This window comes from Epilithonimonas bovis DSM 19482, assembly GCF_900108115.1.
GTDB classification, from domain to species: Bacteria; Bacteroidota; Bacteroidia; order Flavobacteriales; family Weeksellaceae; genus Epilithonimonas; species Epilithonimonas bovis.
Map to the genome: position 1 here is coordinate 39,235 of NZ_FTPU01000011.1, position 15,429 is coordinate 54,663.

Consider the following 15,429-nt stretch of genomic DNA (forward strand, 5'->3'; position numbering starts at 1 on the left):
AAATGCTGTGTTAGATTTGTCAAACAAAAGGTATGCTTTGGCACGGTATTTACAATGAAGACCTTTGTAAAATTTAAAATTTAAAAATATGAAAACTTTAAAGCAGTTGGTATTAGGACTAGGGATTTTGGTTGGCGGAGTTGCTTCAGCTCAAAGTTCGGATATGACTAATATGTTCAAAGTAGGTCTTAACGGTGGTGTTTCTACAGGCGGTAATACAGCGGCAAACCTCGGTGTTGATTTGTCTTACCAAAATCTGATTACGCCTGGTTTTGGTTTAGGTATCGCTACTGGTTATAACCATTATTTTGCAAAAGATAGGACTATAAACGGCGTTGACGTAAAAAATAACGATTTTGGTGTAATACCTGTTGCAGCACTTTTCAGAATTTATCCTAAACAAACAGGTTTCTATTTTGGAGCTGACTTAGGTTACGGTTTTATCGTAGGTGATGATAAAGTGGCATCAAGTACAAACCCAACTAATGTAGCATATAATAATGTTGACAGACCTGATGGCGGTTTTTACATCAAGCCGGAAATTGGATATCATAACCGTGACTGGAACTTCTTTGTACAGTATAACAAAACCTTTACAGGTGACAAGGGACAGATTGGAGATCAAAAATACAATGCCGGTGCAATCGGTGTTGGATTTGGTTACAACATTCCTTTAGGAAAATAAAAAATGTTTTAATATCATAAAGATTGCTAAAACATTAAAATTAAACTATGTCATATTAACGCTTTCATGAATAATGAGAGCGTTAATTTTTTTATTTAAAAGTTATCATAAATCAATTTAATTTTGAATCATTCTAAGTAAATTTGTGCAATTAAATTATTTAAAAAATGAAAAAAGTATTATTACTTGCCGTGTTGGCCAGCGGACTGGCATTTGGACAGACGAAAAAAGTTATAGGTTCTGATGTACACTGGTGGGGTTATAAAATAGCTAAAACAGAGGCTTCTTCTCATGACGGAACCGTAAAAGTGAAATCAGGAAACCTTGTTCTGAAAAATGGCGCAGTAGTCGGTGGTGATTTCGTTTTGGATATGACAACTATCAGCGCTACAGACCTTTCCGGAGAAGGCAAAACAAAATTAGAAGGACATCTTAAAAATGGTGATTTTTTCGAAGTTGAAAAATATCCTACAGCAACATATAAAATCACTTCTGTAAAGAAAAATACAAACAAAGATTATAACTTTGTAGTCAACGGAAATCTGACTGTGAAAGGTAAAACCAATCCGGTTTCTTTCCCGGCAAAAATCACTTCTAACAAAGGTATAATCACATTAGAGTCTGATAAATTCTCTTTTGACAGACAAAAATTTGATGTGGCTTACAAAGCTGCCATGCAAGATGCACTGGTAAAAGATGATGTTGATATGAAGATTAAAATTACTGTAAAATAATTTTACCGATCATAAATTTTAAAGAGCAGATTTTTTCTGCTCTTTTTTGTTCTTAACTTTGGCATAAAATAAACATAGAAATTGAAATTATACATCATAAGTGGACTTGGTGCAGACGAAAAAGTCCTGGAAAAACTGAGCTTTAATCCCAATATTCAGCCGGTGCATATCTCCTGGCTGATCCCGGAAAAAGACGAAGAATTTCACCATTATATCGGGAGGATGGCCGATTGTATAGATAATACCGAGGATTTTTACCTGATGGGATATTCTTTCGGAGGGATTATTGTGCAGGAGATCCATAAGATAAAACCGGCAAAAAAAGTAGTAATACTGGGAAGCATCCGTTCAGATAAAGAAAAATCCCGGCTTATCAAACTGGGAGAAGTCACGCATCTTACCAAATACCTGCCTGTTCGGCTTTTTAATGAAAACAGTGCCGCTTTCTACACCTTCTTCCGCAAACTTTTCGATCCCAAAAATCCTGCATTGCTACAATATTTTCGGGTAAGAGATCCTTATTATCTCAAATGGTCTGTAGATAAAATTTCCGCCTGGCGATTTGATGCTATAGATGATGTTATCCAGATTATGGGAGACCGGGACATTGTTTTTCCACTCAAAAATTCGCGGCCGGATTATGTGATAAAAAATGCCACACATCTCTTTCCTGCAACCAAAGCCAAACAGGTTTCCGATATCCTTAAAACTATTTTTGTTTAAAAATCATTTAAAAGACCATTGTCAGTTGGATTCTTTTTCGGGCCTCATCTACTTCGGTTACTTTTACCTGGATGTGCTGATGCAGCTTTACGACCTCATTTACATCAGAAACAAAACCATCTTTCAGCTGGGAAATGTGTACAAGGCCACTCTCCTTGATCCCAAGATCCACAAAACATCCAAATGCGGTAATATTATTAACGATGCCGGGCAGGATCATGCCGGGTTTTACATCCTTAATTGATTTTACATTGGCATCAAATTCAAAAACTTTGGCTGCTTTCCTTGGGTCAAGGCCTGGTTTTTCAAGTTCTTTCAAGATATCGCGGATGCTGAGAATACCAATCTCTTCGGTCGCATATAAATAAGGGTTAATTTTTCTGATTTTATCATGGTTGGCGATCAGTTCATCTGTTTTGATTCCCAAATCTTTGGCCATTTTTTCGACGGTTTGGTAAGCTTCCGGATGCACTGCCGAATTATCAAGCGGATTTTTCCCATTCTTGATCCTCACAAATGCTGCCGCCTGCTGATACGCTTTTTCCCCTAATCTGGGAACTTTTTTAAGATCTTTCCTTTGTGAAAAAGCACCATTTTCTGATCGGTACAATACAATATTCTCAGCCATTTTTTCACCAATCCCCGAGACGTAACTCAGGATAGATTTGCTGGCAGTGTTCAGGTTAATCCCAACCGAATTTACCGAGCGAATGACCGTTTGATCCAATTCTTCTTTCAGTTTTGCCTGGTCTACATCGTGCTGATATTGCCCGACACCTATCGATTTTGGATCTATTTTCACCAGTTCTGCCAATGGATCTGCCAGTCTGCGGCCAATAGAAACGGCTCCACGCACCGTCACATCATAATTGGGAAACTCATCTCTTGCAATTTTGCTTGCAGAATAGACTGATGCACCCGCTTCTGACACGACAAAAACCTGAATGGGCTTGTCAAATGCAATTTTCTTGATAAAAAATTCGGTTTCCCGGCGGGCGGTTCCGTTCCCGATAGAGATGGCTTCTATGTGATAGGCATTCACCATAGAGCGGATTTTTTTCATGGCCATCCCGCTTTCGTTTTGTGGCGCATGCGGATAGATGGTTTCGTTATGGAGGAGGTCGCCCTTTTCATCCAGGCAAACCACTTTGCAACCAGTCCTGTAACCAGGATCTATGGCTAAAATCCGTTTTTCACCCAAAGGCGGAGCCAGCAGAAGCTGTTGCAGGTTGTCAGAAAAAACCTGAATCGCTTTGGAGTCTGCTCTGTGTTTCGCTTCCTGCAATACTTCGTTAGAAATGGCTGGCTCCAGTAGGCGTTTATAAGAATCTGCCACTGCCTGCCTGATCTGTTCCGATGACGGATTGTGATTTTTGAGGACGGCTCTCCCGATGATTTCCAGCGCCTCGTCTTTTTCTGTATTGATACTCACTTTTACAAAACCTTCCTGCTCTGCACGCAACATGGCGAGAAGCCGGTGCGACGGGATTCTTCCCAAAGATTCTTCCCAGTCAAAATATTGTGAAAATTTCTGAGCCGCCTCATCCTCTTTCTTGGATTTTACCACTTTAGATCCAATCATGGCCGTTTTTTGAAAAAATCGGCGCAGGTTTTTTCGGACAAAAAGGTTTTCATTAATCCATTCTGCGATGATATCTCTTGCGCCCTGCAATGCTTCTTCGGCATCTGCAATATCATTATTAATATATCTTTCTGCCTGATATTGGATGTCATCTGCTCGCTGGCTCATGATCAATTTTGCCAATGGCTCAAGTCCTTTTTCTCGGGCGGTGTCGGCTCTGGTTTTTCTTCGTTTTTTATAAGGCAGATAAAGATCCTCCAATTCTTGTAAATCGAAGGTCTGTATTATTTTGTGGTGCAGTTCTTCGGAAAGCGCATGCTGCTCCTCAATAGATTTTAGGATGCTTTCTTTGCGTTTCAGGATTTCTTCAAACTGCTTGTTAAGTTTGGCTATTTTTTCTATCTGGACTTCATCCAGGTTGCCTGTGCGGTCTTTCCGGTAACGAGCGATGAAGGGGATTGTGCAGTCTTCCTGCAAAAGTTGAAGCGTGCTCTCTATACTTTTGGATGGTAATTCCAGTTGTTTTTGGATATATTCTGTCTTATTCATCAGGCATTATAAGACGGCAAAAATACAGACTTTTTGTTTAAATATAAGTTATGATTTTCTCTCTACTCTTACGGCATCAGGCACCATAATTTCATAATTGCCACCAAAAGAAATAATCTCTCGTACGATGCTGCTGCTGATGTAAGATTTTCCCGATGAGGTCAATAGGAAAATGGTTTCGATGGTATTTTTTCTGGTTAATGCTCTGTTGGTCTGCGCGATAGCTTTTTCAAACTCGAAATCGGCTGGATTGCGAAGGCCTCTCAGTATGAATTTAACGTTTTTACTTTTGCAGTAATCGATGGTAAGCCCTTCAAAATCGTCTACTTCTACATTCGGAAACTTTTCAAAAGTTTTTCTGATAAATTCTTTACGTTGCTCCAGAGAGAACATATATTTTTTCTGGGAATTTTTTCCGATGGCAATGATAATCTTGTCAAACAGCGGAACGGCGCGTTCTACAATATCATAATGGCCAAGTGTAATGGGATCAAACGACCCGGGAAAAACAGCGATTTTCATTTTATAATTGATGGATTATGGTTGATAATGATTAATTCTTGAGATTATAATTGAAGTTTATCATTAATCAATTATCTCTTATCATTTATTTTAAAAGTGCTTTCTCTACTTCGTTTCCGCAAAGGTCTTTGATGGAGATTCCGTAGATTTTGGCCTGTTGCGGCAGCAAACTTGCGGGTGAAAAACCGGGATTGGTATTCATCTCCAGCATATGTGGGATGCCATCTACAATGATATATTCTGACCGCGAAAATCCGCTCATTCCCAACGATTTATAGGCTTTTATCGCGATTTCTTCAACTTTTTTTCTGGTTTCTTCATCAATTCTTGCCGGCGTGATTTCTTGGGAAGCACCCTCATACTTGGCTTCATAATCAAAAAATTCTTTATCCGGAACAATTTCTGTAATGCCCAAAACGATGACTTCACCCTTATAATCCAAAACGCCAACGGAGACTTCCATTCCTGCCAAAGCGCTTTCTATAAGGATTTCATCGTCTTCTTTATAAGCGAATTCTATAGCCGCATTCAGTTCACTTTTTTCTTTCACTTTGGAGATTCCGAGGGAAGAACCGCTTTGATTGGGTTTTACAAAAACCGGAAGCCCCAGTTGTTTTACAATTTCATCATCAGAAATCGCTTCGCCCTTTCTTAGATAAATACTTTTTGCGGAAGGGATTCCATATTTAGATAAAACAGCTAAGGTATCTTTTTTGTTAAATGTGAGTGCACTTTGGTAAAAATCGCAACCGGTGTATTTTTGCCCAACGGCATCCCAATAAGCCTGCAAACTGCCGTTTTCGCCCGGAGTTCCGTGGATAATATTGAAACAAGCATCAAACTTCAGGCTTTCACCATTTCCCAGATCGGCAGAAAAATCAGCTTTATTAATGGGTTTTTTACTACCATTGTCTTCGAGAAAGTACCACTCATCTTTCAGGACAACGACTTTGTAAACATTATAAAGTTCACGGTCCAATGAATCAAAAATCAATTGTCCGCTTTTGAGAGAAACCTTGTATTCATCAGAATAACCGCCCATTACAACGGCTACATTTTTTTTGCTCATTATCTAATTTTCTTGAAAACAAATGTAAAGATTTTATAAAAAACAGGATTAAATTTTTCTGATTTTTTAAAATGACGAATTAATGTATGAAATAATTAAACACAAAGGCACAAGAGTCAATGACAAATTTATTGCATTTAAGGCACAAAGTTTAATTTCATTAAATTTAATAATAAAGGCTTCGAGAGCCTCAGCCTGACATTGATTTCCTTGTGCCTTAAAACATTCCAATATTAAGAAAATCGTCGCGCCTTTGGATTAATCAAATCAATAAAAATATAATTTCAAATAAGGCCAGTAAACCAAAATCCCAACACAGACTGCGGCAATGACCGACAGCAGAACCGCACCACCGGCTAAATCCTTGATAACGCCAATTTTTGTATCAAAATTCGGTTGGATATAATCACAGATTTTCTCTGCACAAGTGTTCAAAGCTTCGGTTACCAAAACAAAAAAGCTGCATAACAGAATCAAAGCCGCTTCTAGGTTAGAAAGGCCGAGGAAAACAATCAGAAACAGATTAATAAGCAAGCCTACAATGTGAAACTGAAAATTTCGCTCGTTTCTCAGGATCCAGATCAATCCATTGATAGTGAATTGTACACTTTTATAAAATGGCGGTTTTTTCATTATTAATTCAATAAAATCAATATCCAGATTTAAACTAATCTTTTAATTTTTGCTAAGTTTGAAGTTTACACTGAGCTTGTCGAATTGTCTTTGCGAACCATAAAAATATTTTCAATAAGTTCAAAAAAATCTTTTCGGACTTTGCGTGTAAAAATTCAGCAATAATCAAATTTCCACAAAGTTATTCAAACTTATTTTACTCCAATCCAAAAATTGTTAATAACTAAAGAAATACAGTTTTTGAAATCGAATCAGAATCATTATCTTTGTAGAATTGAAATAAATACAGTTTATGAGATTTATTGTTGCCAGTGGCGATTTGCAAAAAGCTTTACAGACGGTGAGTGGCGTAATTTCCGGCTCGCAGTCCCGACCAATTTTGGAGAATTTTCTTTTCGAGCTAGATCAGAACTTGTTGACAGTGACGGCTTCTGACGGCGAAACAACGCTGATTACTTCTCTCGAAGTAAAGTCGGATGACAAAGGGAAAATAGCAGTTCCGGGTAAGATTTTTCAGGATTTCCTTAAAACTTACGGCGAGCAACCTTTGACATTAGCTGTGAAAGATTCAGAAGACGGAAATGGAAGCGTTTTGGAAATTCTGGATGAGAAAGACAACTTTGCAGTAGCGCTGGACAATGCGGATGATTATCCAGAGTTGCCGGAATTTGATGCTTCCCAAAAGGTGACGATTCCTGGCGGTGTTTTGGCTGAAGCTTTGGCTAACACACTGTTTGCGACCAGCAACGATTCTCTGCGACCGGTGATGACAGGCGTTTTGTTTCAGTTCAAAGAAGATGAAGCCAATTTTGTCTCTACAGATTCTCACAGACTGGTGGTTTACAAAAGGACAGATATCGTGAATCCGGAAACTTTGGAATTTATTATGCCAAAGAAACCGTTGTCAATTTTCAAGAATATTCTGAATAATTCCAGCGATGATGTTGTGATAGAATTCAGTGATAATATGGCGAAATTTACATTTGGGAACAACATCTGGATTTGCCGTTTGATTGATGGGAAATATCCGAATTACAATGCGGTAATCCCGAAAGAAAACCCCAATGTTTTGACCATTAACAGAGGTTTGCTTTTGAGTTCGATAAGAAGAGCGTCTATTATGTCAAACAAATCGACCAATCAGGTAAGATTCAAATTGTCAGGAAATGTGCTTCATCTTCACGCAGAAGATACAGAATACGCTAACAAAGCGGATATGCAGATCCCTTGTGACTATAACGGTGATGATATCAACATTGGTTTCAGTTCCAAATTTTTGATGGAGATGTTATCTGTGTTGGCATCTGATGATATTACGATGAAGATGTCTCAACCCAACAGACCTGGTATCGTAGAACCGGTTGATGGACTAGAGGAGAACGAGAGTATCCTAATGCTGTCAATGCCGGTGATAGGGCTTTAAGATAGACGATAATTGATGAATGATAATTGATTATCTATTGAAACAATAAAAAAGATGCGACTTTAATTTTTAAGTCGCATTTTTTTATTATCATTCTGAGCGGAGTCGAAGAACTTTAGTTTGGTTTCTTTTTTGGGTTTTGTGCCGTATTGAAAACTGAATATACAACCACATTATCTTCCTCAATTCTGTAAATTATCAGATAAGGAAACTTCTTGATATAAGCTTCTCTGTAATTATTTTTGATTTCAAAATGTTTTGGATTCTCAGTAATTCTTTTGAAGTATAACCCTAATTGCTCGAAAAATGTTTCTCCTAATCCGGGTTGTTGGCTTTCGTAATATGAATAGGCATCAATGATTTCTAGATTTGCCTCTTCTTTGATTTCTAAAGTATACATTACTTTGCAGAAGTTCTTGCTTTATTCTTTACCTCTTCCCAGGTGTAAGATTTAGACTCCCCTTTTAGATGTCTTTCTCTTCTTTTATCTAGTTCTTCATAAAATGATTTTGGAATGGATGATTCATCCTCAGAACTTTTGGCACTGATCAATTCATTGAAAATTCGCAACATCTTCTCATCGGCTTGGTCTACAAAGGCGTGGATTCTTTTTCTGATATCTATTATTGTATCCATTATTTTTTTTGATTTGCTTATTTCAAAGTTAATGAAATATTTTAATTGATGGATTGGTTACAATCACTTTCCTGTTTCTCAAAAAATCACGATATTTGCAAACTTAATTGGGTTTGTATTTCAAACCTAGAATTTCAAATCAATCAAATGAAAATTTCTAATAATTGGCTTAAAGATTACATCAATACAGACCTTAACACAGAAAAAATCAGTGCTTACCTTACCGACATTGGTTTGGAAGTAGAAGGTGTTGATAAATTCGAAAGCGTAAAAGGAAGTCTGGAAGGGATTGTTATTGGTAAAGTTTTGACTTGCGAAAAACATCCCAATGCCGATAAACTAAGCAAAACAACTGTTGATGTCGGGAATGGGAAAATCCTTAATATCGTTTGTGGCGCACCCAATGTTGCTGCCGGACAGACGGTTCCGGTTGCGGTTGTCGGAACAAAAATCTACGCCAAAGACGGCAGTTCTTTCGAGATCAAAAAAGCTAAAATCCGTGGCGAGGTTTCCGAAGGGATGATCTGCGCAGAAGATGAATTAGGCCTGAGCGATAATCACGCCGGGATTATGGTTTTGGATGAAACTAAATATGAAGTTGGACTACCATTTGCTGATTATTTTGATTTGACAAACGATGAGGTTTATGAGATTGGACTGACACCAAACAGAACCGATGCAATGTCGCATTATGGCGTTGCCAGGGATTTGCAGGCATTTCTCATTTCCAATGATTTGAAATCTGAGTTTGAAAAAATCACTTCTGTTCCATTAAATATCGAAGGTTCTCACGATTTTAAACTGGAAGTTGAGGATTCTGAATTAACGCCAAGGTATTTAGGAGCAGTTATCGAAAATGTTGAAATAAAAGATTCACCGGATTGGCTGAAAAACAGGCTCAAAGCGATTGGCCTTTCGCCAATTAATAATGTGGTAGATATCACCAATTATGTCCTTCACGGTCTTGGACAGCCGCTTCACGCTTTTGATGCAGACAAGATTGCTGATAAAACCGTGAAAGTCGGTACGATAAAAGAAGGAACAAAATTTAAAACGTTGGATGGTGTGGAAAGAACATTGAACGGTTCCGAAATCATTATCAAAGACGGAAAAGATCAGCCGCTTTGCATTGCCGGCGTTTTCGGTGGAAGTGACAGTGGCGTTTCTTCTGAAACCAAAACTATTTTCCTGGAAAGTGCTTATTTCAACCCGGTTGCTATCAGGAAAGCTTCCAAATTCCATGGTCTTAATACAGATGCTTCTTTCCGTTTCGAGAGAGGCGTAGATCCTAACAATGCGAGAACAGCTTTGACGCACGCGATTAATCTGATTCATGAATTAACAGGCGGAAAATTGGTGGGTGAGATTTTAGAACATTATCCTGAAAAAATCAAAGACCATTATGTGGTTTTCAGGTATTCTAAGTTAGATCAGATCCTTGGGACAAAAATCCATAGGGAAAAGATCAAAGAAATTTTGAAATCACTTGGTATTCAGATTCTTAATGAAATCCAAAATGGATTGGAATTGTCCGTTCCGGTTTACAGAGCAGATGTCACAAGAGAAATTGATGTGATCGAGGAAGTGTTGAGGATCTACGGCTACAACAAGATCGATGCGCCTAAGAAAATCTCCTTTACACCGGTAAAACTAAGTTTTGAAGATCAGGATGCTTTAGAAAACTCTTGGGCCAGAACATTGCAATCCAACGGTTTCCACGAAGTGATGAACAACTCGTTGACTTCTGTAAAAGACGAAACGGATGCTGTAAAATTGCTTAATCCATTAAGCAGTGATTTGGCATTTATGAGAAAGTCTTTGCTGGAAGGGCTTTTGGAAAATGCAATCTACAATATCAATAGAAAATCATCTGACATCAAGTTTTTCGAATTAGGGAAAATTTACCATAAAAAAGAGAAATACGAAGAAAGAAAACAGTTGGCAATTTTGACTTCGGGAAGAGAAGTGGCAGAAAACTGGCTGCAGCCAAAAAGCGCAACAGATTTTTATCATCTGAAAGCTTATGTAAAAATTCTTTTGGAAAAACTGAACCTTGTTCTGCATGAATCTGCCCTGGAAGACGAGCGTTTTTCTGATGCTCTGGAAATCAAATCAGAAGGTAAAACCTTGGCAAGATTAGGTAAAGTTGCACCACAATTATTGAAGGATTTTGACATCAGCCAAGACGTTTTCTATGCAGAAATAGAACTGGAAAATTGCCAGGCATTGAGATCTAAAACCAACCTGAAATTTGTTGATATTCCGAAATTCAATAAAATTAGAAGAGATTTGGCTTTGTTGGTTGATAAAACCATTACCTATGCAGAATTGTATGAGTTAGCAAAATCCAACAAATCACCTTTCCTGAAAAATATCAATCTGTTTGATGTTTACGAAGGCAAAAACCTTCCGGAAGGTAAAAAATCTTACGCCTTGAGTTTTGAACTTCTGAACGAAGAAAAAACCTTAGAAGATAAAGACATTACAGAAGTAATGAACTCTCTCATCAAGTCTTTTGAAAAAGAATTCAAAGCAGAATTGAGATAATTTTCATCAAATCTTTGACAAAATTTATTTTATGCTATAACCCTGTCAGAGTTTTAAACTCTGACAGAGTTTTTTATTCACAACTTTTATTTTTTAGGAGCTTAATCCCGCTATCCACTATATCTTTTTTTGGATCTCGGTCGGCTCCGCTGCGCTCCGCCGCCTCGCTCCAAAAAAAGGATGCCGTTGCTATCGGGGCTATGGCATTAGTCATCCACTCAACTTTTAATAGAATTTACCAATGAAAATCATCCTTAATTCAAAAATATTCCAAAATCAATTTTCGTAACTTTGCACCAATGAATTCGCTCGTTACAAAATACAATATCCCCGGTCCGCGTTACACCTCTTATCCCACAGTTCCTTATTGGAACGAAGAAGATTTTGCAGCAGAACTTTGGAAAAATTCGGTTATCAAATCCTTTTCAGAAAGCAACGCAAAAGAAGGGATTTCCATTTATATCCATTTGCCTTTTTGTGAGGCTTTGTGTACGTTTTGTGCCTGTCATAAGAGGATTACAAAACAGCATTCTGTAGAAGTTCCTTATCTGGAAAGTGTCCTGAAAGAATGGAAATTGTACCTTGAATTATTCGATGAAAAACCAAAACTGAAAGAACTTCATTTGGGAGGCGGAACACCAACTTTTTTTTCTCCGGGAAACCTGAAAACGCTTCTTCAGGGGATTTTTGATACTGTAGAAATTGCAGATGAACAGGAATTCAGTTTCGAAGGGCACCCTAATAATACCACAAAGGAACATTTGCAGACTTTATTTGATTTAGGTTTCAGGAGGGTGAGTTTTGGCGTTCAGGATTATGACCCCAAAGTTCAGAAAGCCATTAACCGGATTCAGCCTTTTGAAAATGTGAAAAACGTGACAGAGTGGGCAAGGGAAATCGGATATAAAGGCGTGAGCCACGATTTGGTTTTCGGATTGCCGCATCAGACCTGGGAAGCAATGGAATTTACCATCCGAAAAACCCTGGAACTGAAACCAGACCGATTGGCGTTTTACTCATATGCGCACGTGCCTTGGGTAAAAGGCGTTGGGCAAAGAGGTTTTGATGAAAATGATTTGCCAAGCGGAGATGAGAAAAGGCGACTTTATGAGGATGGGAAAAAATTGTTAGAAGATCTCGGTTATATAGAAATAGGGATGGATCATTTTGCGTTGGAACACGACGACCTTTATCAATCCCTGATCCAGAAAAAACTGCACCGCAACTTTATGGGCTATACCTCCAGCAAAACGCAACTGATGGTTGGTTTGGGTATGTCAGCAATTTCGGACTCTTGGTATGCTTTTGCACAGAATGTAAAAACGGTGGAAGAATATCAAAAGGTTGTAGAAGAAGGCAAGATTCCCGTATTCCGGGGGCATATTTTGGATGAAGAGGATCTGATTGTGAGAAGGCATATTCTCGACCTGATGTGCCAATTGGAGACAAGCTGGGATTTGCAAAATTCTTTCCCTGAACTGGAAAATTCTCTGGAAAAACTGAAAGAAATGGAATCTGACGGTTTGGTAGAAATTTCAGACAATCAAATTAAAATTACCGAAAAAGGACGCGCTTTTACCAGAAATGTCGCAATGGTTTTTGATCTCAGAATGATGAGAAACAAACCGGAAACCCGGATTTTCTCGATGACGATTTAGGGAGAATTTGAGATAATAGAGAAAAGATGATAGACTTTTGATTCTGTTCTTAAAATAAAAAAATATTCACTTTGTCATTCTGAAAGAATCTAAACTCTAAGATTCCTGCGGAATGACAATTTTAATTTTTAAACAATTCTTTTACTATGGATTTAATCAAACATAAAAATATTGTTCTAAAAAGTTTCAGGGAATTTTTAGCAGATGCTATTTTTCCTGAATCTGACGAGAAACTGCCGTTGATTATTTTTGTCCACGGCTACAAAGGTTACAAAGATTGGGGCGCCTGGGAACTGATGGGAGAGAAGCTGGCCAAAGCCGGATTTTATTTTGTTAAATTCAATTTTTCTCATAACGGAACTACGATTGAGAATCCGAAAGAATTTGCAGATCTGGAAGCGTTTGGACAGAATAATTATTCCAAAGAATTGGATGATCTGGAGGTGGTTATCAATCATTTCAAAAATCAGAAAGAAGTAGATCCTGATGAAGTTATTTTGCTGGGACACAGCCGTGGCGGCGGAATTTCGGTTATCAAAGCTTCTGAAAATAAATCAATTTCTAAATTGATTACGTTAGCCAGCGTTTCTACACTTGACCGGTTTCCGAAAGATGAAGCTTTTGAAAACTGGAAAAAAGAAGGTGTTTATTTTGTAGAAAATGCCAGGACTCATCAAAATATGCCTCATTATTTCCAGTTCTACCAGGATTTTGAAAATAATAAAGAGAGATTGGATGTAGAAAAAGCCTGCGTAAAATTGGATATCCCGGCCTTGTTTATTCATGGTACTAAGGATGAGTCCGTGAAACCGGAGCATTCTGAAAATCTTCACAGATGGACAAAAGCTTCTCAAATCAAATGGATTGAAAATGCAAACCATACATTTGGTGCAAAAGAGCCGTGGGACGATAAAGAGCTGCCTATAGGTTTGGAACTTGCAACAGAAAGAATCATTAATTTTATCAAAAAAAATTGATAGTTTTATTAAATCTTTTTGTTAAGATTTTGTAATATTCAATTGGTAGTTTGGTTTAGTTTTTGTGGTTATTAGTTTATTAAATATTATAAATTATGAAAGCACAAATAGGTCTAGAACCCAAAAAAGCAGAGTCTATCTCAGAAGTTTTATCATCTCTTTTAGCAGATGAATTTGTATTGTATGCCAAAACAAGGAATGCACACTGGAACGTGCAGGGACCAGATTTCCACACCGTTCATTTGTATTTTGAAACCTTGTATCATGAGTTGGAAACGTATATAGATGATGTTGCAGAGAGAATCAGGCAAATTGGTCATTACGCACCAGCCACATTGCAGGAATATCTTGAATTGACCCACCTTACTGAGCAGCGTATTGAGAAAAATGACAGCCTTAGCTTTATAAAAGATTTACTTTCTGATCACGAAGCCATCATTATTTTCTTAAGAGAGAATATCGATAAAATCGAAGAAGAATATGACTTTGGTACAAGTGATTTCTTGACAACCCTTATGGAAAAACATGAGAAAACAGCCTGGATGCTGAGATCTCATTTAAAATAATCAGTTGTAGAATTACAAAAATAAGGCTGCCCGTTATTGGGCAGCCTTTTGTTTTGCTATTTTTTCTTTATAATGTTATTATTTTCTATCCATCGTTTTTTGCTGTTGATATCGGTAAGGTACCAGATATCATTAGCTTTCATAATATAAAGGTTGTATACCAGCGGACGCACGATTTTTTTACCTTCCAATAGGTCAGCTCTTACAGATATTGCATTTCTCTTGCGGACGAAGTCACCTGTGAAGATGTTAGAATAAGATTTTCCGGTTTCTTTGTCATCAATCAACTCAATTAATGTCAACGTATTATCGGCATTGAATTCTAAAATATGACGCTCACTGTGATCTTCAAAATCTTCTATCAGTACAAATTTTTTGTTGTTAATAGTGTAGCCGGATGCGTCAATCATTTTTGCATGCTTAGCTTCTATTTTCTGAAGAAGATCATTAATTGCTGAGTAACTCTGCGCGTTAAAAAAGGACGCAGATATAATCCCAGTCAGAATAAATAATTTTTTCATTTGTATGTGTATTGGTTACAAATTAAGCTAATGTAAAATTCATATACAAATCTTTGATCAAAAAATAGAGATCGGTTTTTTAATTATCTTTGCAGGATGATTAGAATTACAAAAATTTTCACTTTCGAAACAGCTCATGTTCTTTATAATTATGATGGTAAATGTAAAAATATGCACGGCCATTCTTACAAATTATTTGTAACAGTCAAGGGGAATCCTATTAATAATCTGGATGATCATAAAAATGGGATGGTAGTGGATTTCGGTGAGATTAAGGATATTGTGAAAAAAGAAGTGGTAGATGTTTGGGATCATGCAGTCCTGGTGAATGGCAACTCTCCTCATAAGATTTTGGGTGAGAATCTGCAAAGTGCCGGCCACAAAGTCATTTTTTGCGATTACCAGCCAACCTGCGAAAATATGCTCTATGATATTGCAGCCAAAATCAAATCCAATTTATCGGGAAATATTGAACTGGCTTATCTTAAACTCCATGAGACCGAAAATTCTTATGGTGAGTGGCTTGCCGAGGAAAATCCTTAAAATCATACTTTTTATGAAATAAAAAAACCGTTCTAAAAGTAGAACGGTTTTTCTTTATTTG

The 15,429-nt window shown here is 37.5% G+C and carries 16 protein-coding genes; 9 read left to right on the forward strand and 7 right to left on the reverse strand.

Going from position 1 to position 15,429, the window contains the following annotated elements; translation table 11 throughout:
• Nucleotides 1–88 precede the first annotated feature (88 nt).
• The 3 genes from B0B05_RS06345 to B0B05_RS06355 all read left to right on the forward strand — a co-directional run bounded on the left by B0B05_RS06345 (nt 89) and on the right by B0B05_RS06355 (nt 2,142).
• Nucleotides 89–685: a hypothetical protein gene (locus B0B05_RS06345; protein WP_076782823.1), complete on the forward strand. Its 597-nt coding sequence runs from the start codon at nt 89–91 to the stop codon at nt 683–685.
• A 167-nt stretch (nt 686–852) separates the two neighbouring features.
• Nucleotides 853–1,419: a YceI family protein gene (locus B0B05_RS06350; protein WP_076782824.1), complete on the forward strand. Its 567-nt coding sequence runs from the start codon at nt 853–855 to the stop codon at nt 1,417–1,419.
• Between the two features lie 81 nt (nt 1,420–1,500).
• On the forward strand, nt 1,501–2,142 hold the full coding sequence (locus B0B05_RS06355; protein ID WP_076782825.1) for an alpha/beta hydrolase: 642 nt from the start codon (nt 1,501–1,503) through the stop codon (nt 2,140–2,142).
• A 7-nt stretch (nt 2,143–2,149) separates the two neighbouring features.
• Here the strand turns inward: B0B05_RS06355 and B0B05_RS06360 are convergent, their stop codons facing one another.
• From B0B05_RS06360 to B0B05_RS06375, 4 genes are all read right to left on the reverse strand, one after another.
• Nucleotides 2,150–4,273 carry a Tex family protein gene (locus B0B05_RS06360; RefSeq protein WP_076782826.1) on the reverse strand — a complete coding sequence of 708 codons (2,124 nt, stop codon included), beginning with the start codon at nt 4,271–4,273 and terminating at the stop codon, nt 2,150–2,152.
• Between the two features lie 48 nt (nt 4,274–4,321).
• Nucleotides 4,322–4,795 carry a pantetheine-phosphate adenylyltransferase gene (gene coaD, locus B0B05_RS06365; RefSeq protein ID WP_076782827.1) on the reverse strand — a complete coding sequence of 158 codons (474 nt, stop codon included), beginning with the start codon at nt 4,793–4,795 and terminating at the stop codon, nt 4,322–4,324.
• Between the two features lie 85 nt (nt 4,796–4,880).
• Nucleotides 4,881–5,864, reverse strand: coding sequence for a D-alanine--D-alanine ligase (locus tag B0B05_RS06370; protein WP_076782828.1), 984 nt, complete (start codon nt 5,862–5,864; stop codon nt 4,881–4,883).
• A 267-nt stretch (nt 5,865–6,131) separates the two neighbouring features.
• A complete protein-coding gene (locus B0B05_RS06375; RefSeq protein ID WP_076782829.1) occupies nt 6,132–6,497 on the reverse strand; it encodes a diacylglycerol kinase family protein in 366 nt (121 codons plus the stop codon).
• Between the two features lie 292 nt (nt 6,498–6,789).
• Here B0B05_RS06375 and dnaN point away from each other — a divergent pair, with 292 nt between their 5' ends.
• A complete protein-coding gene (gene dnaN, locus B0B05_RS06380) occupies nt 6,790–7,920 on the forward strand; it encodes a DNA polymerase III subunit beta (RefSeq protein ID WP_076782830.1) in 1,131 nt (376 codons plus the stop codon).
• A gap of 115 nt (nt 7,921–8,035) precedes the next feature.
• Here the strand turns inward: dnaN and B0B05_RS06385 are convergent, their stop codons facing one another.
• Entirely contained in the window at nt 8,036–8,320 is a 285-nt protein-coding gene (locus tag B0B05_RS06385; protein ID WP_076782831.1) for a type II toxin-antitoxin system RelE/ParE family toxin, read from the reverse strand.
• Nucleotides 8,320–8,556 carry an addiction module protein gene (locus B0B05_RS06390; RefSeq protein ID WP_076782832.1) on the reverse strand — a complete coding sequence of 79 codons (237 nt, stop codon included), beginning with the start codon at nt 8,554–8,556 and terminating at the stop codon, nt 8,320–8,322. The genes B0B05_RS06385 and B0B05_RS06390 overlap by 1 nt, the downstream gene beginning before the upstream one ends.
• A gap of 147 nt (nt 8,557–8,703) precedes the next feature.
• Between B0B05_RS06390 and pheT the strand changes: the two genes are divergently transcribed.
• The 4 genes from pheT (at nt 8,704) to B0B05_RS06410 (ending at nt 14,304) form a co-directional block, all read left to right on the forward strand.
• Nucleotides 8,704–11,103: a phenylalanine--tRNA ligase subunit beta gene (pheT, locus tag B0B05_RS06395; protein ID WP_076782833.1), complete on the forward strand. Its 2,400-nt coding sequence runs from the start codon at nt 8,704–8,706 to the stop codon at nt 11,101–11,103.
• A gap of 299 nt (nt 11,104–11,402) precedes the next feature.
• Nucleotides 11,403–12,761: an oxygen-independent coproporphyrinogen III oxidase gene (gene hemN / locus B0B05_RS06400; protein WP_076782834.1), complete on the forward strand. Its 1,359-nt coding sequence runs from the start codon at nt 11,403–11,405 to the stop codon at nt 12,759–12,761.
• A gap of 146 nt (nt 12,762–12,907) precedes the next feature.
• Nucleotides 12,908–13,738 (forward strand): alpha/beta hydrolase family protein, encoded by an 831-nt coding sequence (locus B0B05_RS06405; RefSeq protein WP_076782835.1) that lies wholly within the window; start codon nt 12,908–12,910, stop codon nt 13,736–13,738.
• A 95-nt stretch (nt 13,739–13,833) separates the two neighbouring features.
• Nucleotides 13,834–14,304: a Dps family protein gene (locus B0B05_RS06410; protein WP_076782836.1), complete on the forward strand. Its 471-nt coding sequence runs from the start codon at nt 13,834–13,836 to the stop codon at nt 14,302–14,304.
• A gap of 56 nt (nt 14,305–14,360) precedes the next feature.
• Here the strand turns inward: B0B05_RS06410 and B0B05_RS06415 are convergent, their stop codons facing one another.
• Nucleotides 14,361–14,825 (reverse strand): hypothetical protein, encoded by a 465-nt coding sequence (locus B0B05_RS06415; protein WP_076782837.1) that lies wholly within the window; start codon nt 14,823–14,825, stop codon nt 14,361–14,363.
• 96 nt (nt 14,826–14,921) lie between these two features.
• Here B0B05_RS06415 and B0B05_RS06420 point away from each other — a divergent pair, with 96 nt between their 5' ends.
• Entirely contained in the window at nt 14,922–15,368 is a 447-nt protein-coding gene (locus B0B05_RS06420; RefSeq protein WP_076782838.1) for a 6-pyruvoyl trahydropterin synthase family protein, read from the forward strand.
• Nucleotides 15,369–15,429: the final 61 nt, after the last annotated feature.

Coding starts and splice junctions, on each gene's coding strand:
- B0B05_RS06375 (WP_076782829.1), bottom strand. CDS start 6,497: ATGAAAAAACCGCCATTTTATAAAAGTGTACAATTCACTATCAATGGA.
- B0B05_RS06390 (WP_076782832.1), bottom strand. CDS start 8,556: ATGGATACAATAATAGATATCAGAAAAAGAATCCACGCCTTTGTAGAC.
- hemN (WP_076782834.1), top strand. CDS start 11,403: ATGAATTCGCTCGTTACAAAATACAATATCCCCGGTCCGCGTTACACC.
- B0B05_RS06415 (WP_076782837.1), bottom strand. CDS start 14,825: ATGAAAAAATTATTTATTCTGACTGGGATTATATCTGCGTCCTTTTTT.
- dnaN (WP_076782830.1), top strand. CDS start 6,790: ATGAGATTTATTGTTGCCAGTGGCGATTTGCAAAAAGCTTTACAGACG.
- B0B05_RS06370 (WP_076782828.1), bottom strand. CDS start 5,864: ATGAGCAAAAAAAATGTAGCCGTTGTAATGGGCGGTTATTCTGATGAA.
- B0B05_RS06405 (WP_076782835.1), top strand. CDS start 12,908: ATGGATTTAATCAAACATAAAAATATTGTTCTAAAAAGTTTCAGGGAA.
- B0B05_RS06345 (WP_076782823.1), top strand. CDS start 89: ATGAAAACTTTAAAGCAGTTGGTATTAGGACTAGGGATTTTGGTTGGC.
- pheT (WP_076782833.1), top strand. CDS start 8,704: ATGAAAATTTCTAATAATTGGCTTAAAGATTACATCAATACAGACCTT.
- B0B05_RS06420 (WP_076782838.1), top strand. CDS start 14,922: ATGATTAGAATTACAAAAATTTTCACTTTCGAAACAGCTCATGTTCTT.
- B0B05_RS06360 (WP_076782826.1), bottom strand. CDS start 4,273: ATGAATAAGACAGAATATATCCAAAAACAACTGGAATTACCATCCAAA.
- B0B05_RS06410 (WP_076782836.1), top strand. CDS start 13,834: ATGAAAGCACAAATAGGTCTAGAACCCAAAAAAGCAGAGTCTATCTCA.
- B0B05_RS06385 (WP_076782831.1), bottom strand. CDS start 8,320: ATGTATACTTTAGAAATCAAAGAAGAGGCAAATCTAGAAATCATTGAT.
- coaD (WP_076782827.1), bottom strand. CDS start 4,795: ATGAAAATCGCTGTTTTTCCCGGGTCGTTTGATCCCATTACACTTGGC.
- B0B05_RS06350 (WP_076782824.1), top strand. CDS start 853: ATGAAAAAAGTATTATTACTTGCCGTGTTGGCCAGCGGACTGGCATTT.